Below are 17059 nucleotides of genomic sequence, written 5' to 3' on the forward strand. Positions count from 1 at the left end.
CGCCCCGCTCCACCCCGCCCCGGAGCACGTCGTACCGCCGGCGGGTGCGAGACTTGACCCATGCCAGTCCTCGACCCGAACCCCCAGAACGGCCAGAAGAAGATGCTGCTCGTCTTCGGCGCGTTCTTCGCCATCTTCATCGTCATCGGTGTGATCGCGAGCATCCTGGCGCCGTGACACCCCGCCGCCCCGGCCGGGGTTCACGGGGGTGCAGGCACCCCCATCCCCTAGGGGGCCGGGCTCAGGGGCAAGTGGGTGGCTCACCGGATGGGTTGACGGCCCGGGAGTCCCTACCTTCGATATGTGACCGCGAGACGCGGACACGGACCCCTCGAAGGGCGGAGACCCCATGTCCGCGCGCACGCACACCCGGCCCCACCCGGCTCCCCGGGGCGGCATCGACATCCGGCTGCCGTGGTGGGCCCTCGCCCTGCCCGCGCTCGCCTTCGTCGCCCTGCTCACCCTGATCCTGAACCCCGCCGACGCGCACGCGGCGGCCGCCGAGCCCGGAATCACCCACCTCATCGAGCGGGCACAGCAGCTCATAGCCCGCTGAGCACCCCGGAAGCGGCCTTCAACTCCCTGCGCCTCATGGCCTGTTTCATGCGAAGCTGGGTCACATGAGCGTCGCAGAACCTCGCAGGATTGTCCTTTTCCGGCATGCGAAGGCCGACTGGCCACCGGTGACCGACCACGAACGCCCGCTCGCCGAGCGCGGCAGGATGGACGCCGCAGTCGCCGGACGCAAGCTCGTCGACTCCGCCATCGCCTTCGATCTGGCCCTGTGCTCCACCGCGACCCGGACCCGGGAGACGTGGAAACTCGCGGTCCACGAGTTCCCGCAGCGGCCGAAGACCGTGTATGAGGAGCGGATCTACGAGGCCTCCCCCGGTGAGCTGATCGCCCTGCTGAACGAGATCCCGGACGATGCGCAGAACGTGCTCCTCGTCGGTCACAACCCCGGCGTCCAGGGAGCGGCCGAGGTCCTCGCCGGATCGGCCGAGGGGGACGCGGGCGAGCGGATGAGCCGTCGCGGCTGTCCGGCCGCCGCGTTCGCCGTGCTGTCCTTCGCCGGTTCCTGGAAGTCACTGGAGCCGGGTGCCGCCACCCTGCTCGACTACTGGGCTCCCAGCGAGTGACCCTCGCGGCATGACAGCGGGGCCCGGCACCGGCGGAGCGGACCAGGCGCCGGGCCCCGCTCCCGCGAGGGCGCCGACGGCCGTGACCTCCTCGCGCGGCTCAGTCCAGGTCGAGGACGTCCGCTGCCTCGACCTCTTCGCGCGTGATGCCCAGCAGATACAGGACGGTGTCCAGGAAAGGGAAGTTCACCGCGGTGTGGGCGGCCTGACGCACCACCGGCTTGGCATTGAAGGCGACCCCGAGCCCCGCCGCATTGAGCATGTCCAAATCATTCGCGCCGTCGCCGATCGCCACGGTCTGCGACAGCGGAACCCCCGCCGCGGCGGCGAACCGGCGCAGCAGCCGCGCCTTGCCCGCCCGGTCCACGATCTCGCCCGTGACCCTGCCGGTCAGCTTCCCGTCGACGATCTCCAGGGTGTTGGCGTGGGCGAAGTCCAGCGCCAGCCGCTCCTTCAGGTCGTCCGTGACCTGGGTGAACCCTCCGGAGACCACACCCACCTGGTAGCCGAGCCGCTTCAGCGTGCGGACCAGGGTGCGGGCGCCCGGCGTCAGCCGTACCTCGCTGCGCACCTTGTCCACCACGGAGGCGTCCAGCCCCGCCAGCAACTGCACGCGCGCGTGCAGTGACTGCTCGAAGTCCAGTTCCCCGCGCATCGCCGCCTCGGTCACCCCGGCGACCTCGTCCTGGCACCCGGCGTGAGCGGCGAAGAGCTCGATCACCTCGTCCTGGATGAGCGTGGAGTCCACATCCATGACGACCAGACGCTGGGCCCGCCGGTGCAGTCCGGCCGAGACGACGGCGACATCGACCCCGAGCTTCGCCGCGTCGGTCACCAGAGCGGTGCGCAGCGGCTCCGTCTCCACCCCGGACACCGCGAACTCCACCGCGGTCACCGGGTACTTGGCGAGCCGGAAGACACGGTCGATATTGGCGCCGGACCGGGTGATCCGCGCGGCGATCGCCGCCGTCGTCTCGGCGGTGAGCGGGTGGCCCAGCACGGTGACCAGGGAACGGCCGAGCCCGCGCGGACGGTTGTCACCGATGCCGGAGATGATCTCCGCCTGGAGCTTCATGGACTCCGCCCAGCTGTGGACGGTCGCCCGCAGACCGCCCTCCAGGCCCTGCGCCGGCTCGGTCACGAGCGCGCACAGCACGATCCGGCCACGCGTGACGACCTGCTCGATGTCGACCACATCGACGGAGTAGGCGGCGAGAGTGTCGAAGAGACCGGCTGTGATGCCCGGCCTGTCCTTGCCGAAGATCTTGACGAGGAGTGTGGGAACGTCCGAGGTCTGCGATGCGCTCATGGTGTTCCCACCGTATCCGGCACGCAGTGCCCCGCGCGCCCGAGGTCCGTCTGGCGGACAGCGAACTCTCGGCGTCGCCGAGGTGTCCCGGACCTTGCGCGCCCGGGCGGCCGCCCTCCTCGCGGTCCTTCCCGCCTCCCCCACCGCCCGCCGCCGGGCCGGCGCCACCACCGCCGCCGTCATCGGCCCCGGCGAACCCGCCGAGTCCGCGTCCAGCGGACGCAGCCCCACCGCCGCCGTCCCCGCCATCCCGATCAGCGCCCGGCTCACCGCGGCGACCGCGGACATCACGACGTCCGCCCACGGCACGCGGGTGTCACGCCCTGCGGTACCGACGCCCGTGGCAGCGTTCGTGGCAGACCCCCCGATCCGTTCCGCGGCGGGGTGGCCGCGCACGTCCCCCACGCGCGGATTACCCCTCTCCGGCCCGGTTTCGGCCCCGTCAACGGCGGCGCCGACAGCATCCGGGCGCCCGCTTCGCAAGGCCCGGCTTTCGGTCAGGGTGCCGAGCCTGAAATAGTTCCCCCCGATGTTCGACATCCCTAGACTCCCTGCGACGGGGGAAATTCGGGGGACAACTCAGTGGGGCATGGAGTGCCGGAACTCGTACTGGAATCAAACGGACGGACCTGGACGCTCGATCCGTCCAGGTCGTACACCCTGGGACGTGATCCGCAGGGGGACGTCGTGCTGGACGACGCCAGGGTCTCCTGGCGTCACGCCACGATCAGCTTCAACGGCCGCACCTGGGTCGTCGCGGACCACGGCAGCACCAACGGCACGTTCGCGCAGGGCCAGCGGATCCACCATCTGGAGATCAGCTCCGACACGGCGCTGAACCTGGGCAACGCGACCGACGGCCCGCGCGTGGCCCTGACCGGCGCCGCGGCCGCTGCCCCGGCCGCCTCGCCGCAGGCACGGCCGCAGCAGCCGTACGCCGCGCAGGGGGCGCAGGGGGCGATTCCGGGCTGGGTCCAGCAGGGGCAGCAGCAGGCGCAGGCCCAGGGCGGCCGGCAGCAGCCGCCGGCGCCGCAGCAGTCCGCGCCGCACGTCCCGCAGCAGCAGGGTCCCGGCGGCGCGGCGGGGGCGCCGCCGATGTACGGCGACCGCAGTCCGACCACGTTCCACCAGTTCTCGCTCGGCCGCGTGATGCGGATAGGCCGTGCGTTGGAGAACGACCTGGTCGTCTCCGACCTGCAGGTCTCCCGCAACCACGCCGAGTTCCACTCGATGCCCGACGGCCGCATGGAGATCCGCGACCTGGGCTCGCACAACGGCACCTATGTCAACGGCATGCCGATCGCCAAGGGCGGCACGCAGCTGCTCGGCCCCACCGACATCGTGGGCGTCGGCCACTCGACGTTCCGGATCGTCGGCGACCGGCTCGAGGAGTTCGTCGACACCGGCGAGGTCTCCTTCTCCGCCCGGCACCTGACCGTCACGGTCGACGGCGGCAAGCAGATCCTCAAGGACGTCTCCTTCGGTGTGCCCGAGAAGTCGCTGATCGCGGTCATCGGCCCGTCCGGCTCCGGCAAGTCCACCCTGCTCAAGGCGCTCACCGGGTACCGGCCCGCCGACCAGGGCGAGGTCCTCTACGACAACCGCAACCTGTACAAGCAGTTCGCCGAGCTGCGCCAGCGCATCGGTCTGGTCCCGCAGGACGACATCCTGCACAAGGAGCTGACCGTCAAGAAGGCCCTCAAGTACGCGGCCAAGCTCCGCTTCCCGGCCGACACCACGGCCGCCGAGCGCGACGCCCGCATCGACGAGGTGCTGCGCGAGCTGAAGCTGGACATCCACAAGGACAAGAAGGTCACGTCCCTCTCCGGCGGCCAGCGCAAGCGGGTCTCGGTGGCGCTGGAGCTGCTCACCAAGCCGTCGCTGATCTTCCTGGACGAGCCGACCTCGGGCCTCGACCCGGGCATGGACCGCGATGTCATGCAGTTGCTGCGCGGACTCGCCGACGACGGGCGCACCGTCCTCGTCGTCACCCACTCCGTGGCGGAGCTGGCGATCTGCGACAAGCTCCTGGTGATGGCGCCCGGTGGTTCCGTCGCCTACTTCGGGCCGCCCGAGGAGGCCCTGAACTTCTTCGGCTACGACACCTGGGCCGACGTCTTCTCCGCCTTCGAGAACTACCGCGACTACGACTGGGCGGGCCGCTGGAAGGGCTCGCAGCACTACCAGATGTACGCCGCGGACATCGACGCGGTCGCGCCGCAGTCCGTACAGGTCCCGGCGCTGCAGGCGATGCGGCCGCCGAAGCCGCAGGGCTGGATGTCGCAGTTCGTCACACTGGTACGCCGCTACGTCTCGGTGATCGTCTCCGACAAGGGCTTCCTCGCCCTGACGGTGATCCTTCCGGCCGTGCTCGGCGCGGTCAGCCTCCTCATCGATCCCGACAGGGGACTGCTGCCGAACGAGCCCAACGCGGCCGGCCGGATCATTCCGAACGGCACGGCGACCACGGTCCTGCTGATCCTCGCGGTCGGTGCCTGCTTCGCCGGTGCCGCGAACTCCGTACGTGAGCTGATCAAGGAACGGGTCATCTACGAGCGGGAACGTGCGACCGGTCTGTCCCGCTCGGCCTACCTGATGTCCAAGGTGTTCGTGCTCGGCATGGTCACCGTGCTGCAGGGCCTGATGGTCGGCATCATCGGCTTCTCCAGCAGGGAGCTTCCCGAGGAGGGGCTGGTTCTCGGAGGCTTCACGCTGCTCGAGCTGTCCGTCCCGATCATGGCGCTGGGCTTCACCTCGATGATGTTCGGCCTGATCATCTCCGCGCTGGTGAAGACCGCGGAGAAGACCATGCCGCTGCTGGTGATGTTCGCGATCATCCAGGTCGTGTTCACCGGCTGCCTGTTCGCGCTGCACGGCGCGGTGGGCGTCAACCAGTTCTCGTTCCTGATGCCGTCGCGCTGGGCGGTCGCCGCCGCCGGTGCCACGCTGGACTTCAACAGGATCAGCCCGCCGGAGACGCCGGGCGACACCGACCCGCTGTGGGAGCACACGGCCGGGGCCTGGTTCATGGACATGGGCGCGCTCATCGCCCTCGGCGTGGTCTGCGGTTTCTTCGTGGCCCGCTTCCTGCGCCGCCACGAGCCCGAGGTCATGCGCAAGTAGCCGAAGCGGCCGCCCGCGCGCCGTACGCCCCGAAGGGCGGCACCCCGTCAGGGGGGTGCCGCCCTTCGGCGTACCGGTTCGCGTCGGGTCGCGAGAAGAGGTCCGCGCCGACCTCAGTACGCGCTGTTGACGTTGTCCATGGAGCCGTACCGGTCCGCCGCGTAGTTGCAGGCGGCGGTGATGTTCGCGACCGGGTCGTAGATGTTCTTCGACGTGCCCGGGACGTGGTACGCCGAGAACGTCGGCGGGATCACCTGCAGCAGACCCTTGGACGGGATGCCGTTCTGGGCGTTGATGTCCCAGAGGTTGATGGCCTTCGGGTTGCCCGAGGACTCCCGGATGATGTTGCGGTGGATGCCCTCGTACGAACCCGGGATGCCACGCTTCTTCATGATGTCCAGGGACTCGCGGATCCAGCCGTCGAGGTTGTCGGCGTAGTCCTTCCGGGCGGGCTTGCCGGTGTCGCCCTGCCGGCCGTCCCACTGACGGTCGCCGGAGCGGCCTGCCCGGTCGCTCTCGCGCTCCCGCTCGGCCCTCTTCTCCGCGGCGGCCGCGGCGGCCTTCTTCCCGGCCTTCTTCTTCGCCGCGGCGTCGGTGGCGGCCTTCTTCTTCGCGGAGATCAGCTCGGTCTTCACACCGGCGCCGGCCAGCTGGTCGGTGACGGTGCCCCTGACGTCCTTGATCGGCTCGGTGCTGTAGGCGATCCGTGCGGTGGAGGCCGCCTCGCTCGTGGTGGTCGTCGACGCGTCGCTCGGCGTGGCCGAGAAACCGATGGCCGCGGCGCCGAAGGCGGCGACACCGGCGACGGCGACCTTGTGATGGCGGTTCAGAGCACGGGCGTGCCCACGGATGAGGAAGTTCTTCGACATGGGTGGGGGACCTCTTCGAATAGCGCGGAGGTCGCTCAACGTCCGGTGGGGACAGTGGTTGTTCCGGCACGAACGCCGTGGGGGAGAACCCACGGCACTGAGCGACGGGAGCCATTCTTAGCGGCCGCAAAATGGCGAGGCAAAGGTGTGAGGTACGAAGACGGGTAGTGGATCAGGGGTGCGCATGCCGGGCGAATCGGACTATACGCCTGGCGTGCGTGTCAGTTATGTATCTCCTATGCGTGTTCGTACGTGATGTGCGCCCTATGTCCGGCCTCACACCCGACCCCCCTTCTCCTCACGGAATGTTGCTGGAGCAAGCCACTCCGTGAGGGGTATCGACCGGTACGCGGACCGGCCGTCGGCGGCTCCCGGCGCACCCGGGGTCCTACGACCTCCGTCCCAGGCCGTCGCCGTCGCCGGACGGATCCGCGGCACCGCGGCCCGCCGGTACCGTGAGGACATGAGCCACGGTCCCCCGTCAGGTCTCGCCGCGGTGAGCACCGCGCTGCTGGCCATGAGCAGGCACCTCGAGGTGCGTGACGTCCTCAAGACGATCGTCGCCTCGGCCCGTGAGCTGCTCGACGCGCAGTACGCCGCGCTCGGCGTCCCCGACGACCACGGCGGCTTCGCCCAGTTCGTGGTCGACGGCGTCAGCGACGCGCAGTGGAAGGCCATCGGCCCCCTCCCGCGCCAGCACGGCATTCTCGCCGCGATGCTGCGCGAGGACAGGCCCCAGCGCCTCGCCGACGTCCGCAGGGACCCCCGCTTCGAGGGCTGGCCCAGTGCCCACCCCGATCTGGTCGACTTCCTGGGCCTGCCCGTCCGCGACGGCGACGAGGTCATCGGGGCCCTCTTCCTCGCCAACAAGCTGAGGCCCGTCGCGGCGCACCCCGCGCAGGCCCCGGGCGGTCCCGCGCCGGCGGGCGGCTGCGGATTCACCCAGGACGACGAGGACGTACTCGGCATCCTGGCCCAGCATGCCGCGATCGCCCTCACCAACGCCCGGCTCTACGAGCGCAGCCGCGAACTGACCATCGCCGAGGAACGTTCCCGCCTCGCCCACGAGCTCCACGACGCCGTCAGCCAGAAACTGTTCTCCCTGCGGCTCACCGCCCAGGCGGCCGCCCGCCTCGTGGACCGCGACCCCTCCCGGGCCAAGGGCGAACTCCAGCAGGTCGCCGCCCTGGCGGCCGAGGCCGCCGAGGAGCTGCGCGCCGCGGTCGTCGAGCTGCGCCCCGCCGCCCTCGACGAGGACGGTCTCGTCGCGACCCTCCGTACCCAGGTCCAGGTCCTCGACCGCGCCCACAGCGCGCGCGTGACCTTCACCGGCCACGGGGCGCGTGCCCTGCCGGCCACCCAGGAGGAAGCGGTGCTGCGTGTCGCCCAGGAGGCGCTGCACAACGCGCTGCGGCACGCGGAGGCCGGCCACGTGGACGTCACCCTGGAACGCCGGGGCAGTGGCGCCGTCCTGCGGGTCGCCGACGACGGCAAGGGCTTCGACCCGGGGACCGTCCGCCGCGCGGGACGCCATCTCGGCCTGGTCTCCATGCGTGACCGGGCGAGCGGGGCCGGCGGCAGCCTGACCGTGGAATCGGCGCCCGGCAAGGGCACCACGATCGAGATGGAGGTTCCCGGTGGCTGACGCGATCAGGGTGCTGCTGGTGGACGACCACCAGGTGGTCCGCCGGGGTCTGCGCACCTTCCTCGAGGTGCAGGACGACATCGAGGTCGTCGGGGAGGCCGCGGACGGCGCCGAAGGAGTCGCCCTCGCCGACGAACTGCGGCCCGACGTGATCCTGATGGACGTCAGGATGCCGGGCATGGACGGAGTGGACGCCCTGCGCCGGCTCCGCGAACTGGAGCATCCCGCACGCGTGTTGATCGTCACCAGCTTCACCGAGCAGCGCACCGTGGTCCCGGCCCTGCGCGCGGGCGCCGCCGGATACGTGTACAAGGACATCGACCCCGACGCGCTCGCCGGCGCCATCCGCTCCGTCCACGCCGGGCACGTCCTCCTCCAGGCGGAGGTCGCCGGTGTCCTGCTGGCCCAGGAGGAGACCCACTCGGGCCAGGGCCGCGCCGGGTCGCTCACGGAGCGGGAACGCGAGGTGCTCGGCCTCATAGCGGACGGCCGCTCCAACCGGGAGATCGCCCGTGCCCTGGTGCTGTCCGAGAAGACCGTGAAGACGCACGTCTCGAACATCCTGATGAAACTCGACCTGTCGGACCGCACCCAGGCCGCCCTGTGGGCCGTACGCCACGGGTTGAGCACGTGACGTCCGGCGCGCCGTGACGTCCGGGGCCGGGCGGACGGTTCCCCTCCGGTCCGAGATTCATACTGTCGTGGGAATGTCCCTCGGATGGCGCATCCTTCTTCGGCCCCCGCCGTTGTCCCGTGCGTACCGCGGCGCCTGCCGCGGTGACCGCGAGGAGGGCTCGGAAAGTGAAGAACCTGAAGAAGGCGGCGGCCGTGACGATGATGGCCGGCGGGCTGCTCGCCGCCGGCACGGGCATGGCCTCCGCCACCGACGGCGCGCACGCCGACGGCAAGGCCGTGGGCTCCCCGGGCGTCGTCTCGGGCAATGTCGTCCAGGTCCCGGTCGACGTCCCGGTCAACGTGTCCGGCAACAGCGTCAACGTGATCGGTCTGCTGAACCCCGCCTTCGGCAACGTGGCGGTCAACGGCTGACGTCTGTCACCGACCCGGTGACGACCCCGGCCTCCCGGCCCCGTCCGGGAGGCCGGACGGTGCTGTCGGGATCGTCGGGGGCAACCGGCATTCACCTCACGCCACGCTCCCGTTCCTCCACCACGGAGTTGTACGCCGCGACCTGCGCCCGCCGGGCCGTCCGCTCCACCGGCCGCAGAGCCTCCCCGCGCGCCGCCATCTCCGACGCGCTCACCGCGCCCCCGTGCCCGTTCGTACGGGCCAGCGTGACCAGCGCCCCGACCCGCTGCGCCAGCTCCAGCACCCGCACCGCCCGCGGCGGGTATCCCGGCGCCAGCACCTGACGCCCCGCCTCCGCCCGCGCCCGGTACGCGTCGATCGCCGCCTCGGCCACCGGCCCCGACCCGGCCAGGTCCAGCCGCGTCAGGACCTCGGTCGCCTCCCGCAACGCCTCCGCCAGTTCCCGCTCCGCCTCGCCGAGCGAGGGCACATCGGCGGGCGGCGCCTCCCGTACCGGCAGGCAGTGCCAGACGACCTCCACGTGCACATCACCCTCGGGCCCGGCCTCCCGCACCCGGGGCACCAGCCCGAAGGCGGCTCCGTGACCCACCACCGCCTCCCCCGCCTCCAGCGCCCGCGCGTTGAACTCCGGCGGCCCGCTCAGCCCCAGCGGATGCCCCGGCGTGGGCAGCGCGATCCGCAGCCCGGTCGCCCCGAGCGCCCGCAGCCGCCCCAGCGCCAGCGTGAGGCCCACCGGCGCGGACTCGCCCGGCACCCCCTCCACCCGGTGCACCGCGTCGTCACCGACGACGGCGAGCACGGCGTCGTCCGGCGAGACAAGACCGGCAACAAGGGCATTTCCCCATGAGGTCAGACGTCCTGAACGTGGTTCCGAGAGCATGCCCCCACCCTAAGGACCGGACCGATGGGATGTCCGGGTCGACCGGTGGCGTAGATTTCATGAAGGGCTGCGCCCACGGGTGCGGCGGACCGACCACAGGTGTACGACACAGCCGGGACCCGGCCACACTGCAAGGGGAGACAACGCGCTCATGAGCGATGTTCTGGAGCTTCAGGACGTATCCGTGGTCCGCGAGGGCCGGGCTCTGGTGGACCAGGTCTCCTGGTCGGTCAAGGAGGGCGAGCGCTGGGTCATCCTCGGCCCCAACGGAGCCGGCAAGACCACCCTCCTCAACATCGCCTCCAGCTACCTGTTCCCCACCGCGGGCACCGCCACCATCCTCGGCGAGACCCTCGGCGCCCCCGGCACCGACGTCTTCGAACTGCGCCCGCGCATCGGCATCGCCGGAAACGGCATGGCCGACAAACTCCCCAGGCGTCAGACGGTCCTGCAGACCGTACTGACCGCCGCCTACGGCGTGACCGCCGGCTGGCAGGAGGAGTACGAGGAGGTCGACGAGCAGCGCGCCCGCGCCTTCCTCGACCGTCTCGGCATGTCCGAGTTCGTGGACCGCGGGTTCGGCACCCTCTCCGAGGGCGAGCGCAAGCGCACCCTCATCGCCCGCGCGCTGATGACCGACCCCGAGTTGCTGCTCCTCGACGAGCCCGCCGCCGGCCTCGACCTCGGAGGCCGCGAGGACCTCGTACGCCGCCTCGGCCGCCTCGCCCGCGACCCGATCGCCCCCTCCATGGTCATGGTCACGCACCACGTCGAGGAGATCGCCCCCGGCTTCACCCACGTACTGATGATCCGTCAGGGCAGGATCCTCGCCGCCGGCCCACTGGAACTCGACCTCACCTCCCGCAACCTCTCCCTCTGCTTCGGCCTCCCGCTGGTCGTGGAGCAGGTCGGTGACCGCTGGACCGCGCAGGGCCTCCCGATGGCCTGATGCCCGAACCCGCCCTGCCCCGGGAAGAACGGCGGAGAACCAGGGAGCAGGTCCCGGGACGCGCCGGGATGCGTCCGCCTCAAGAACCGGGCCGAGAAAGCCCGTTCACACCCCGGGCGCTCTGTCGGTGACCGGGTGCGCGGTCCTACCATGACCATGTGGACATCGACGCATGGCTCTGGTGGCTGATCGGCGCGGCAGTACTCGGCATCGCGCTGGTGATCACCACGATGCCCGAACTCGGCATGCTCGCGGTGGGCGCCATCGCCGCCGCGGTGGTCTCCGGAGCCTTCGATGGCGGCGCCGTGGCCCAGGTAGTGGTCTTCACCGTCGTCTCGACCGCTCTCATCGCCGTCGTACGGCCCATCGCGAAGCGACAACGCGCGGACCGCCCCCGACACGCCACCGGCGTGGACGCCCTGAAGGGCAGACAGGCCGTCGTGCTGGAACGGGTCGACGGCTCCGGCGGCCGGATCAAACTGGCCGGCGAGGTGTGGTCGGCACGCGCCCTCGACTCCGGCCACGCCTATGAAGTCGGCCAGGAAGTGGACGTCGTGGAGATCGAGGGAGCCACGGCGATCGTCATGTGACCGCGCGACCTGCGCGAACGACCTCGCACGACGTGTTCCCACAGGACCACAACTGGACCCAACCACCAGCGAGTTGTACTACGTTCTGGCAGACTCGACCAGCAAGATCCTCAACAGCCGTAAGATCCTCCGAAGGCGCCGAGGCGAAGAAGGGTACGGGGAACCGACGATGGAACCGGTCATCATCGTTCTGATCATCCTGGTGGTGTTGGTCTTCATCGCCCTGATCAAGACGATCCAAGTCATTCCACAGGCAAGCGCCGCCATCGTCGAGCGCTTCGGCCGCTACACACGCACACTCAACGCGGGCCTCAATATCGTCGTCCCGTTCATCGACACCATCCGCAACCGCATCGACCTGCGTGAACAGGTCGTCCCGTTCCCGCCCCAGCCGGTGATCACCCAGGACAACCTGGTCGTCAACATCGACACCGTCATCTACTACCAGGTGACCGACGCGCGGGCGGCGACCTACGAGGTCGCCAGCTACATCCAGGCGATCGAGCAGCTCACCGTCACCACCCTGCGCAACATCATCGGTGGCATGGACCTCGAGCGCACCCTGACCTCCCGCGAGGAGATCAACGCGGCCCTGCGCGGCGTCCTCGACGAAGCCACCGGCAAGTGGGGCATCCGCGTCAACCGCGTCGAACTCAAGGCGATCGAGCCGCCCACCTCCATCCAGGACTCGATGGAGAAGCAGATGCGCGCGGACCGCGACAAGCGCGCCGCGATCCTCCAGGCCGAAGGTGTCCGGCAGTCCGAGATCCTGCGTGCCGAGGGCGAGAAGCAGTCCCAGATCCTGCGTGCCGAGGGTGAGGCCAAGGCAGCGGCACTCAGGGCCGAGGGCGAGGCCCAGGCCGTCCGTACGGTCTTCGAGGCGATCCACGCGGGCGACCCCGACCAGAAGCTGCTCTCCTACCAGTACCTCCAGATGCTCCCGAAGATCGCCGAGGGCGACGCCAACAAACTGTGGATCGTCCCCAGCGAGATCGGGGACGCACTCAAGGGCCTGTCCGGCGCCATGGGCAACTTCGGTGGCCTCGGCGGCGGCGGTCAGAGCGGTGGCAACGGCACCTCGGGCGCCGCCACGGAGCGCCGGGAGAAGCCCTCCATCGACTGACCGGGCGACCGGCAGGATGTGAACGGCGAAACGGCGGGGCCCGCTTCCCCCGGGAAGCGGGCCCCGCCGTACACGTACGAGAAGCAGGTTCCCGGCCGCGCGGGCCCGGGTGGCCGGCTCAGGCAGCGGGCTGGGCCAGCCACTCCGGCAGCGCGTCGAAGTCCTCCCGCCCCAGCGCCAGCAGCATCGCGTCCGCCGGCGTCGGTTCGAAGGGCTGCCGCAGCAGCGGCATCCCCGCCTGCTCCGGAGTCCGGTTCGCCTTGCGGTGGTTGTCCTGCGCGCACGAGGCCACCGTGTTCAGCCAGGTGTCCTGACCACCGTGCGACCGCGGCACCACGTGGTCCACGGTGGTGGCCCGCCCCCCGCAGTACGCGCACCGGTTCCGGTCGCGCACCAGGACACCCCGCCTCGACCACGGCGCCCGTCTTCGGAACGGCACCCTGACGTATTGGCAGAGCCTGATCACCCGTGGCGCCGGTAGGTCGACCGCGGCTCCACGCATCCGCAGTTCGGGGTGGGCCTGCTCGACGACCGCCTTGTCCTGAAGCACCAGAACGACGGCTCGGTTCAGCGTCACCGTCGACAACGGCTCGAAGCTCGCGTTCAGCACCAGCGTGTCCCGCATACCAGCCCACCTCCCGTGCGCACCGGCCCGCCCTTCGGCGGACTGGGACCAACTCTGGCCGGGCACGCCGAGATGGACAACGCAATATCTGCTGCTTCAAACGGGAGGAGTCCCCCCGCCCCCGGCAACAAAAATGCCCGCCCCTGATCAATTCCAAGACCAGGGGCGGGCAAACGTTCTGTGAACGCCGGGATCGGGTCAGGAGCCTGCGGGCACCTCGTACTCACCGATCAGCCGGGCCCGCGCGATCGTGTGGAACCGCAGGTTGAAGCCCACGACAGCGGGAGACGCGTCCGAGTCCGGACCGAGCTTCTCCTGATCCACCGCGTACACCGTGAACACATACCGGTGCGGTCCGTCCCCGGGCGGCGGTGCCGCACCGCCGAAGTCCTTGGTGCCGTAGTCGTTGCGCGCCTGAATCGCGCCCTCGGGCAGCCCCTCGAACCCACCGCTGCCCGCACCGGTCGGCAGTTCGGTCACCGAGACCGGGATGTCGAACACCACCCAGTGCCAGAACCCGCTCCCCGTCGGGGCGTCCGGGTCGTAGCAGGTCACCGCGAAACTCTTGGTCTCCGGTGGGAAGCCCGCCCAGTGCAACTGCGGCGAGGTGTTGCCGCCCGCATGCACCTGGGCGTCCTGGAGCGTCGCGCCCTCCTCGACCTCCCTGCTCGTCACCGTGAACGACGGTACGGGCGGGTGGAAGTCATGGGGAAGCGGACGCCGCTCGAGCTCGGTCACCTCGGTACCTCCTGCTGATCGCCTGCGTTCAGTGGGAACCGAGCCTAGAACCAGTTGCGCTTGCTGCCGACCTCGGAGAGCCACTGGTTGAGGTAGGCGGTCCAGTCGGTGCCCTGGTAGTCGTTCAGCCCCACCACGAAGGAGCGGAAGGTGTCGCTGCCCTCACTGAACAGACCGGGCTTCTTGTCCATCTCCAGCACGACGTCCATCGCCTGCTCGTCGGCCACGAAGGTCAGCTCGACCTGGTGCAGCCCGCGGTACTGCTGCGGCGGGAAGAACTCGATCTCCTGGTAGAACGGCAGCCTCTGACGCGTCCCCCGGACCTGGCCGCGTTCCATGTCCGCGCTCTTGAACCGGAAGCCCAGCTGGATGAACGCGTCCAGGATCGCCTTCTGCGCCGGCAGCGGGTGGACGTTGATCGGGTCCAGGTCACCGGAGTCCACGGCCCGAGCGATCGCCAGCTCCGTGGTCACACCGATGTTCATCCCGCGCAGCGACTGCCCGTCGATCATCGTGATCGGCGTCTCCCAGGGGATCTCCAGCCCGAACGGCACCGCGTGCACCGCGCCCGCCTCGAGCTCGAAGGCCCCACCGAGCGACGACTTGGTGAACTCGATGTTCTGCTTGTACTCCTCGTCGCCGCTCTCGACCTCGACCTTGGCCTGCAGCCCGACCGACAGACCCTCGATCTGCTGGTTCACGGACCCGCCCTGGATCCGCACCTCACCCTGGACGACCCCACCCGGAACGACGTTGACCTCGTGCAGCACCGTCTCGACCGAAGCCCCGCCGGCTCCCAGGCTCGCGAGCAGCTTCTTGAACGCCATGTCTCTCCCCTTGTCGTTCTCTATCGCGTCGTTGCCACATGTGGACCTTCGATCCCTAACAACGCGATCCGGCCCTGGCCGGTTCCGTCACCCTTGCAATTGCGGCGCCCTGTGGCCACCCCGTGGCAGCAGCAGCCCGGAGTACTCTCGGACGCCATGATCGCGACCCCCGACCGTACGCCCCTGCACCGACAGTTCTTCGGCCGCCCTGTCCTCGAGGTCGCCCCGGCCTTTTCGGCCGGCTCGTCGTGCGTACCACCCCGGACGGTCCGATCACCCTCCGACGGACGGAGGTGGAGGCCCACGACGGCCCCGACGATCCGGGCTCCCACGCCTGTCGGGGCCGCACCACCCGCAACGGCGTGATGTCCGGTCCACCCGGCCATGTGCACGTCTGTTTCACCTATGGCATGTCAAGGCGGTCAGCATGAACGTCACGGATCTCGCTCACCCCGCTGAAGAAGTCGCCCCCGAGCTGCTCGGTGCCGTCCTCGCCCACGAGACCCCCGAGGGAACCGTGCGCATCACCATCACGGAGACCGAGGCGTACTCCGGTGCGGCCGACCCCGCCTCCCACGCCTACCGAGGCAGGACACCCCGCAACGCCGTCATGTTCGGACCGGCAGGACACCTGTACGTCTACCGCTCTCACGGTCTCCACTGGTGCGCCAACATCGTCACCGGAACAGAGGGCATCGCTTCGGCCGTCCTTGTCCGCGCAGGCAGGATCGTCGAAGGGGAAGACCTGGCACGCAAGCGGCGAGGGGCGAAGGCCGAGAGCCCACGCCTTGCGCGGGGCCCGGGGAACCTCTGCCAAGCGCTCGGCATCACGGCAGAGCACAACGGCACAGATCTGCTGACAAGCGCCCCGGTCGCGCTGTCCGAGGGTGAGCCGGTACCCGCCGCACTCATCCGGGTCGGTCCTCGGGTAGGCGTGAGCAGAGCCCACGACTGGCAGCACCGCTTCTACCTCGCCGGTGATCCAACGGTCTCGGCGTACCGGCTGAGCCCGAGAGCCAAGCCGTCCGCCGGAGCCTGAGCCGCCGTGCGCCTTCCGCGCCGGCCCCCCTGGCAACGGCCCCGGACGGCACGGACGCCTGCGCCTCGGACGACACTCCGCTGCGGATCCCACCGGCGCTCCGGTACCCTCCGACCAGGTACGCAACGTCCCGTGCACCGGCGTCTCCGGCGACGGAGCCGGGCACCCCTGGCGCTTCTGGACCGCCGGCGACCCGACGGTGAGCCCGTACCGGGCCCACGTACCGAAGCGTCGGTGAAGTGGAGAAGTTGACTCGGGCCTGGAAGGTGCGTAATGTAGCCCGAGCCGCTGAACCGGGTACGGCGTTCGCCTGCAGCCGGAAGCGGTCAACCCACTACTCAAGATCACCCTCAACGGGGTCGGGTTCGTCATGTTCGCATGTCCGAATTCCAAACCGGTGAAGCCCGATTATGAATCGAGCGAGGGAATCGGCTAACGTAGTGAATGTCGAAAGGTCGACGGGCGAAAGCCCAAAGCCCGATGGCATTCCCGCCGACCGGGAAGCAGACACGAAAGAGTCTGATAGGGTCGGAAACGCAAGATCGAAGGGAAGCGCCCGAAGGAAAGCCCGAGAGGGTGAGTACGAAGGAAGCGTCCGTTCCTTGAGAACTCAACAGCGTGCCAAAAATCAACGCCAGATATGTTGATACCCCGTCTCCGGCCGTTCGGCCGGGACGAGGTTCCTTTGAAACAAACACAGCGAGGACGCTGTGAACGGCCGGGCCCATTCCGCCCGACCGTTCCGCTCTCGTGTGTGCTCTCCCGATCACGGGAAAACATTCACGGAGAGTTTGATCCTGGCTCAGGACGAACGCTGGCGGCGTGCTTAACACATGCAAGTCGAACGATGAACCACTTCGGTGGGGATTAGTGGCGAACGGGTGAGTAACACGTGGGCAATCTGCCCTTCACTCCGGGACAAGCCCTGGAAACGGGGTCTAATACCGGATAACACTTCCACTCGCATGGGTGGGGGTTAAAAGCTCCGGCGGTGAGGGATGAGCCCGCGGCCTATCAGCTTGTTGGTGAGGTAACGGCTCACCAAGGCGACGACGGGTAGCCGGCCTGAGAGGGCGACCGGCCACACTGGGACTGAGACACGGCCCAGACTCCTACGGGAGGCAGCAGTGGGGAATATTGCACAATGGGCGAAAGC

General features: G+C 69.6%; 17 protein-coding genes, 1 rRNA gene and 1 pseudogene. 13 read left to right on the forward strand and 6 right to left on the reverse strand.

What is annotated here, in order from left to right; genetic code table 11:
- Window positions 1–60: 60 nt before the first annotated feature.
- The 3 genes from TU30_RS37955 (at window position 61) to TU30_RS08375 (ending at window position 1139) form a co-directional block, all read left to right on the forward strand.
- Window positions 61–177 carry an SGM_5486 family transporter-associated protein gene (locus tag TU30_RS37955; protein ID WP_095534108.1) on the forward strand — a complete coding sequence of 39 codons (117 nt, stop codon included), beginning with the start codon at window positions 61–63 and terminating at the stop codon, window positions 175–177.
- Window positions 178–349: 172 nt separating this feature from the next.
- Window positions 350–556, forward strand: coding sequence for a hypothetical protein (locus TU30_RS08370; protein WP_042166510.1), 207 nt, complete (start codon window positions 350–352; stop codon window positions 554–556).
- Window positions 557–620: 64 nt separating this feature from the next.
- The gene (locus TU30_RS08375; protein WP_042166513.1) at window positions 621–1139 is read left to right on the forward strand and encodes a histidine phosphatase family protein; all 519 of its coding nucleotides are present in this window, start codon (window positions 621–623) and stop codon (window positions 1137–1139) included.
- A gap of 100 nt (window positions 1140–1239) precedes the next feature.
- On the opposite strand, the gene serB is transcribed toward TU30_RS08375, so the two are convergent.
- A complete protein-coding gene (serB, locus tag TU30_RS08380; protein ID WP_042166516.1) occupies window positions 1240–2448 on the reverse strand; it encodes a phosphoserine phosphatase SerB in 1209 nt (402 codons plus the stop codon).
- 594 nt (window positions 2449–3042) lie between these two features.
- Here serB and TU30_RS08385 point away from each other — a divergent pair.
- A complete protein-coding gene (locus tag TU30_RS08385) occupies window positions 3043–5571 on the forward strand; it encodes an FHA domain-containing protein (protein WP_176726213.1) in 2529 nt (842 codons plus the stop codon).
- Window positions 5572–5684: 113 nt separating this feature from the next.
- Here TU30_RS08385 and TU30_RS08390 read toward each other — a convergent pair whose 3' ends face one another.
- Entirely contained in the window at window positions 5685–6440 is a 756-nt protein-coding gene (locus TU30_RS08390) for a transglycosylase SLT domain-containing protein (RefSeq protein WP_042166520.1), read from the reverse strand.
- A gap of 463 nt (window positions 6441–6903) precedes the next feature.
- Here TU30_RS08390 and TU30_RS08395 point away from each other — a divergent pair, with 463 nt between their 5' ends.
- The 3 genes from TU30_RS08395 to TU30_RS08405 all read left to right on the forward strand — a co-directional run bounded on the left by TU30_RS08395 (window position 6904) and on the right by TU30_RS08405 (window position 9132).
- A complete protein-coding gene (locus tag TU30_RS08395) occupies window positions 6904–8085 on the forward strand; it encodes a GAF domain-containing sensor histidine kinase (protein ID WP_042166666.1) in 1182 nt (393 codons plus the stop codon).
- The gene (locus tag TU30_RS08400; protein ID WP_042166522.1) at window positions 8078–8719 is read left to right on the forward strand and encodes a response regulator transcription factor; all 642 of its coding nucleotides are present in this window, start codon (window positions 8078–8080) and stop codon (window positions 8717–8719) included. Before TU30_RS08395 ends, TU30_RS08400 begins: the two co-directional genes overlap by 8 nt.
- A 167-nt stretch (window positions 8720–8886) precedes the next feature.
- Window positions 8887–9132 (forward strand): chaplin, encoded by a 246-nt coding sequence (locus TU30_RS08405; protein WP_042166525.1) that lies wholly within the window; start codon window positions 8887–8889, stop codon window positions 9130–9132.
- Window positions 9133–9223: 91 nt separating this feature from the next.
- On the opposite strand, the gene TU30_RS08410 is transcribed toward TU30_RS08405, so the two are convergent.
- Window positions 9224–10012 carry a hypothetical protein gene (locus TU30_RS08410; RefSeq protein ID WP_042166528.1) on the reverse strand — a complete coding sequence of 263 codons (789 nt, stop codon included), beginning with the start codon at window positions 10010–10012 and terminating at the stop codon, window positions 9224–9226.
- A 151-nt stretch (window positions 10013–10163) separates the two neighbouring features.
- Between TU30_RS08410 and TU30_RS08415 the strand changes: the two genes are divergently transcribed.
- The 3 genes from TU30_RS08415 to TU30_RS08425 all read left to right on the forward strand — a co-directional run bounded on the left by TU30_RS08415 (window position 10164) and on the right by TU30_RS08425 (window position 12674).
- On the forward strand, window positions 10164–10961 hold the full coding sequence (locus tag TU30_RS08415; RefSeq protein ID WP_042166530.1) for an ABC transporter ATP-binding protein: 798 nt from the start codon (window positions 10164–10166) through the stop codon (window positions 10959–10961).
- 158 nt (window positions 10962–11119) lie between these two features.
- Window positions 11120–11551, forward strand: a complete 432-nt coding sequence (locus TU30_RS08420) for an NfeD family protein (protein WP_042166532.1) — start codon at window positions 11120–11122, stop codon at window positions 11549–11551.
- 169 nt (window positions 11552–11720) lie between these two features.
- Window positions 11721–12674, forward strand: coding sequence for an SPFH domain-containing protein (locus TU30_RS08425; RefSeq protein WP_042166534.1), 954 nt, complete (start codon window positions 11721–11723; stop codon window positions 12672–12674).
- Window positions 12675–12792: 118 nt separating this feature from the next.
- On the opposite strand, the gene TU30_RS08430 is transcribed toward TU30_RS08425, so the two are convergent.
- From TU30_RS08430 to TU30_RS08440, 3 genes are all read right to left on the reverse strand, one after another.
- On the reverse strand, window positions 12793–13299 hold the full coding sequence (locus TU30_RS08430) for an HNH endonuclease (protein WP_042166535.1): 507 nt from the start codon (window positions 13297–13299) through the stop codon (window positions 12793–12795).
- Window positions 13300–13497: 198 nt separating this feature from the next.
- Entirely contained in the window at window positions 13498–14037 is a 540-nt protein-coding gene (locus TU30_RS08435) for a YbhB/YbcL family Raf kinase inhibitor-like protein (RefSeq protein WP_042166537.1), read from the reverse strand.
- A gap of 44 nt (window positions 14038–14081) precedes the next feature.
- Window positions 14082–14864 carry a sporulation protein gene (locus tag TU30_RS08440; RefSeq protein WP_042166540.1) on the reverse strand — a complete coding sequence of 261 codons (783 nt, stop codon included), beginning with the start codon at window positions 14862–14864 and terminating at the stop codon, window positions 14082–14084.
- Between the two features lie 156 nt (window positions 14865–15020).
- Here TU30_RS08440 and TU30_RS37005 point away from each other — a divergent pair.
- The 3 genes and pseudogenes from TU30_RS37005 to TU30_RS08450 form a co-directional block, all read left to right on the forward strand.
- A pseudogene (locus TU30_RS37005) lies at window positions 15021–15277 on the forward strand (DNA-3-methyladenine glycosylase); the annotation flags it as partial.
- Window positions 15278–15291: 14 nt separating this feature from the next.
- Window positions 15292–15903, forward strand: a complete 612-nt coding sequence (locus TU30_RS08445; protein WP_042166541.1) for a DNA-3-methyladenine glycosylase — start codon at window positions 15292–15294, stop codon at window positions 15901–15903.
- Between the two features lie 779 nt (window positions 15904–16682).
- Window positions 16683–17059: ribosomal RNA gene (locus tag TU30_RS08450) — 16S ribosomal RNA — on the forward strand; the annotation flags it as partial.

The sequence above is a fragment of the Streptomyces sp. NBRC 110035 genome (assembly GCF_000829695.1).
Lineage (GTDB): Bacteria > Actinomycetota > Actinomycetes > Streptomycetales > Streptomycetaceae > Streptomyces.

Coding starts and splice junctions, on each gene's coding strand:
- serB (WP_042166516.1), bottom strand. CDS start 2,448: ATGAGCGCATCGCAGACCTCGGACGTTCCCACACTCCTCGTCAAGATC.
- TU30_RS08445 (WP_042166541.1), top strand. CDS start 15,292: ATGAACGTCACGGATCTCGCTCACCCCGCTGAAGAAGTCGCCCCCGAG.
- TU30_RS08390 (WP_042166520.1), bottom strand. CDS start 6,440: ATGTCGAAGAACTTCCTCATCCGTGGGCACGCCCGTGCTCTGAACCGC.
- TU30_RS08370 (WP_042166510.1), top strand. CDS start 350: ATGTCCGCGCGCACGCACACCCGGCCCCACCCGGCTCCCCGGGGCGGC.
- TU30_RS08425 (WP_042166534.1), top strand. CDS start 11,721: ATGGAACCGGTCATCATCGTTCTGATCATCCTGGTGGTGTTGGTCTTC.
- TU30_RS08430 (WP_042166535.1), bottom strand. CDS start 13,299: ATGCGGGACACGCTGGTGCTGAACGCGAGCTTCGAGCCGTTGTCGACG.
- TU30_RS08395 (WP_042166666.1), top strand. CDS start 6,904: ATGAGCCACGGTCCCCCGTCAGGTCTCGCCGCGGTGAGCACCGCGCTG.
- TU30_RS08410 (WP_042166528.1), bottom strand. CDS start 10,012: ATGCTCTCGGAACCACGTTCAGGACGTCTGACCTCATGGGGAAATGCC.
- TU30_RS08415 (WP_042166530.1), top strand. CDS start 10,164: ATGAGCGATGTTCTGGAGCTTCAGGACGTATCCGTGGTCCGCGAGGGC.
- TU30_RS08375 (WP_042166513.1), top strand. CDS start 621: ATGAGCGTCGCAGAACCTCGCAGGATTGTCCTTTTCCGGCATGCGAAG.
- TU30_RS08440 (WP_042166540.1), bottom strand. CDS start 14,864: ATGGCGTTCAAGAAGCTGCTCGCGAGCCTGGGAGCCGGCGGGGCTTCG.
- TU30_RS37955 (WP_095534108.1), top strand. CDS start 61: ATGCCAGTCCTCGACCCGAACCCCCAGAACGGCCAGAAGAAGATGCTG.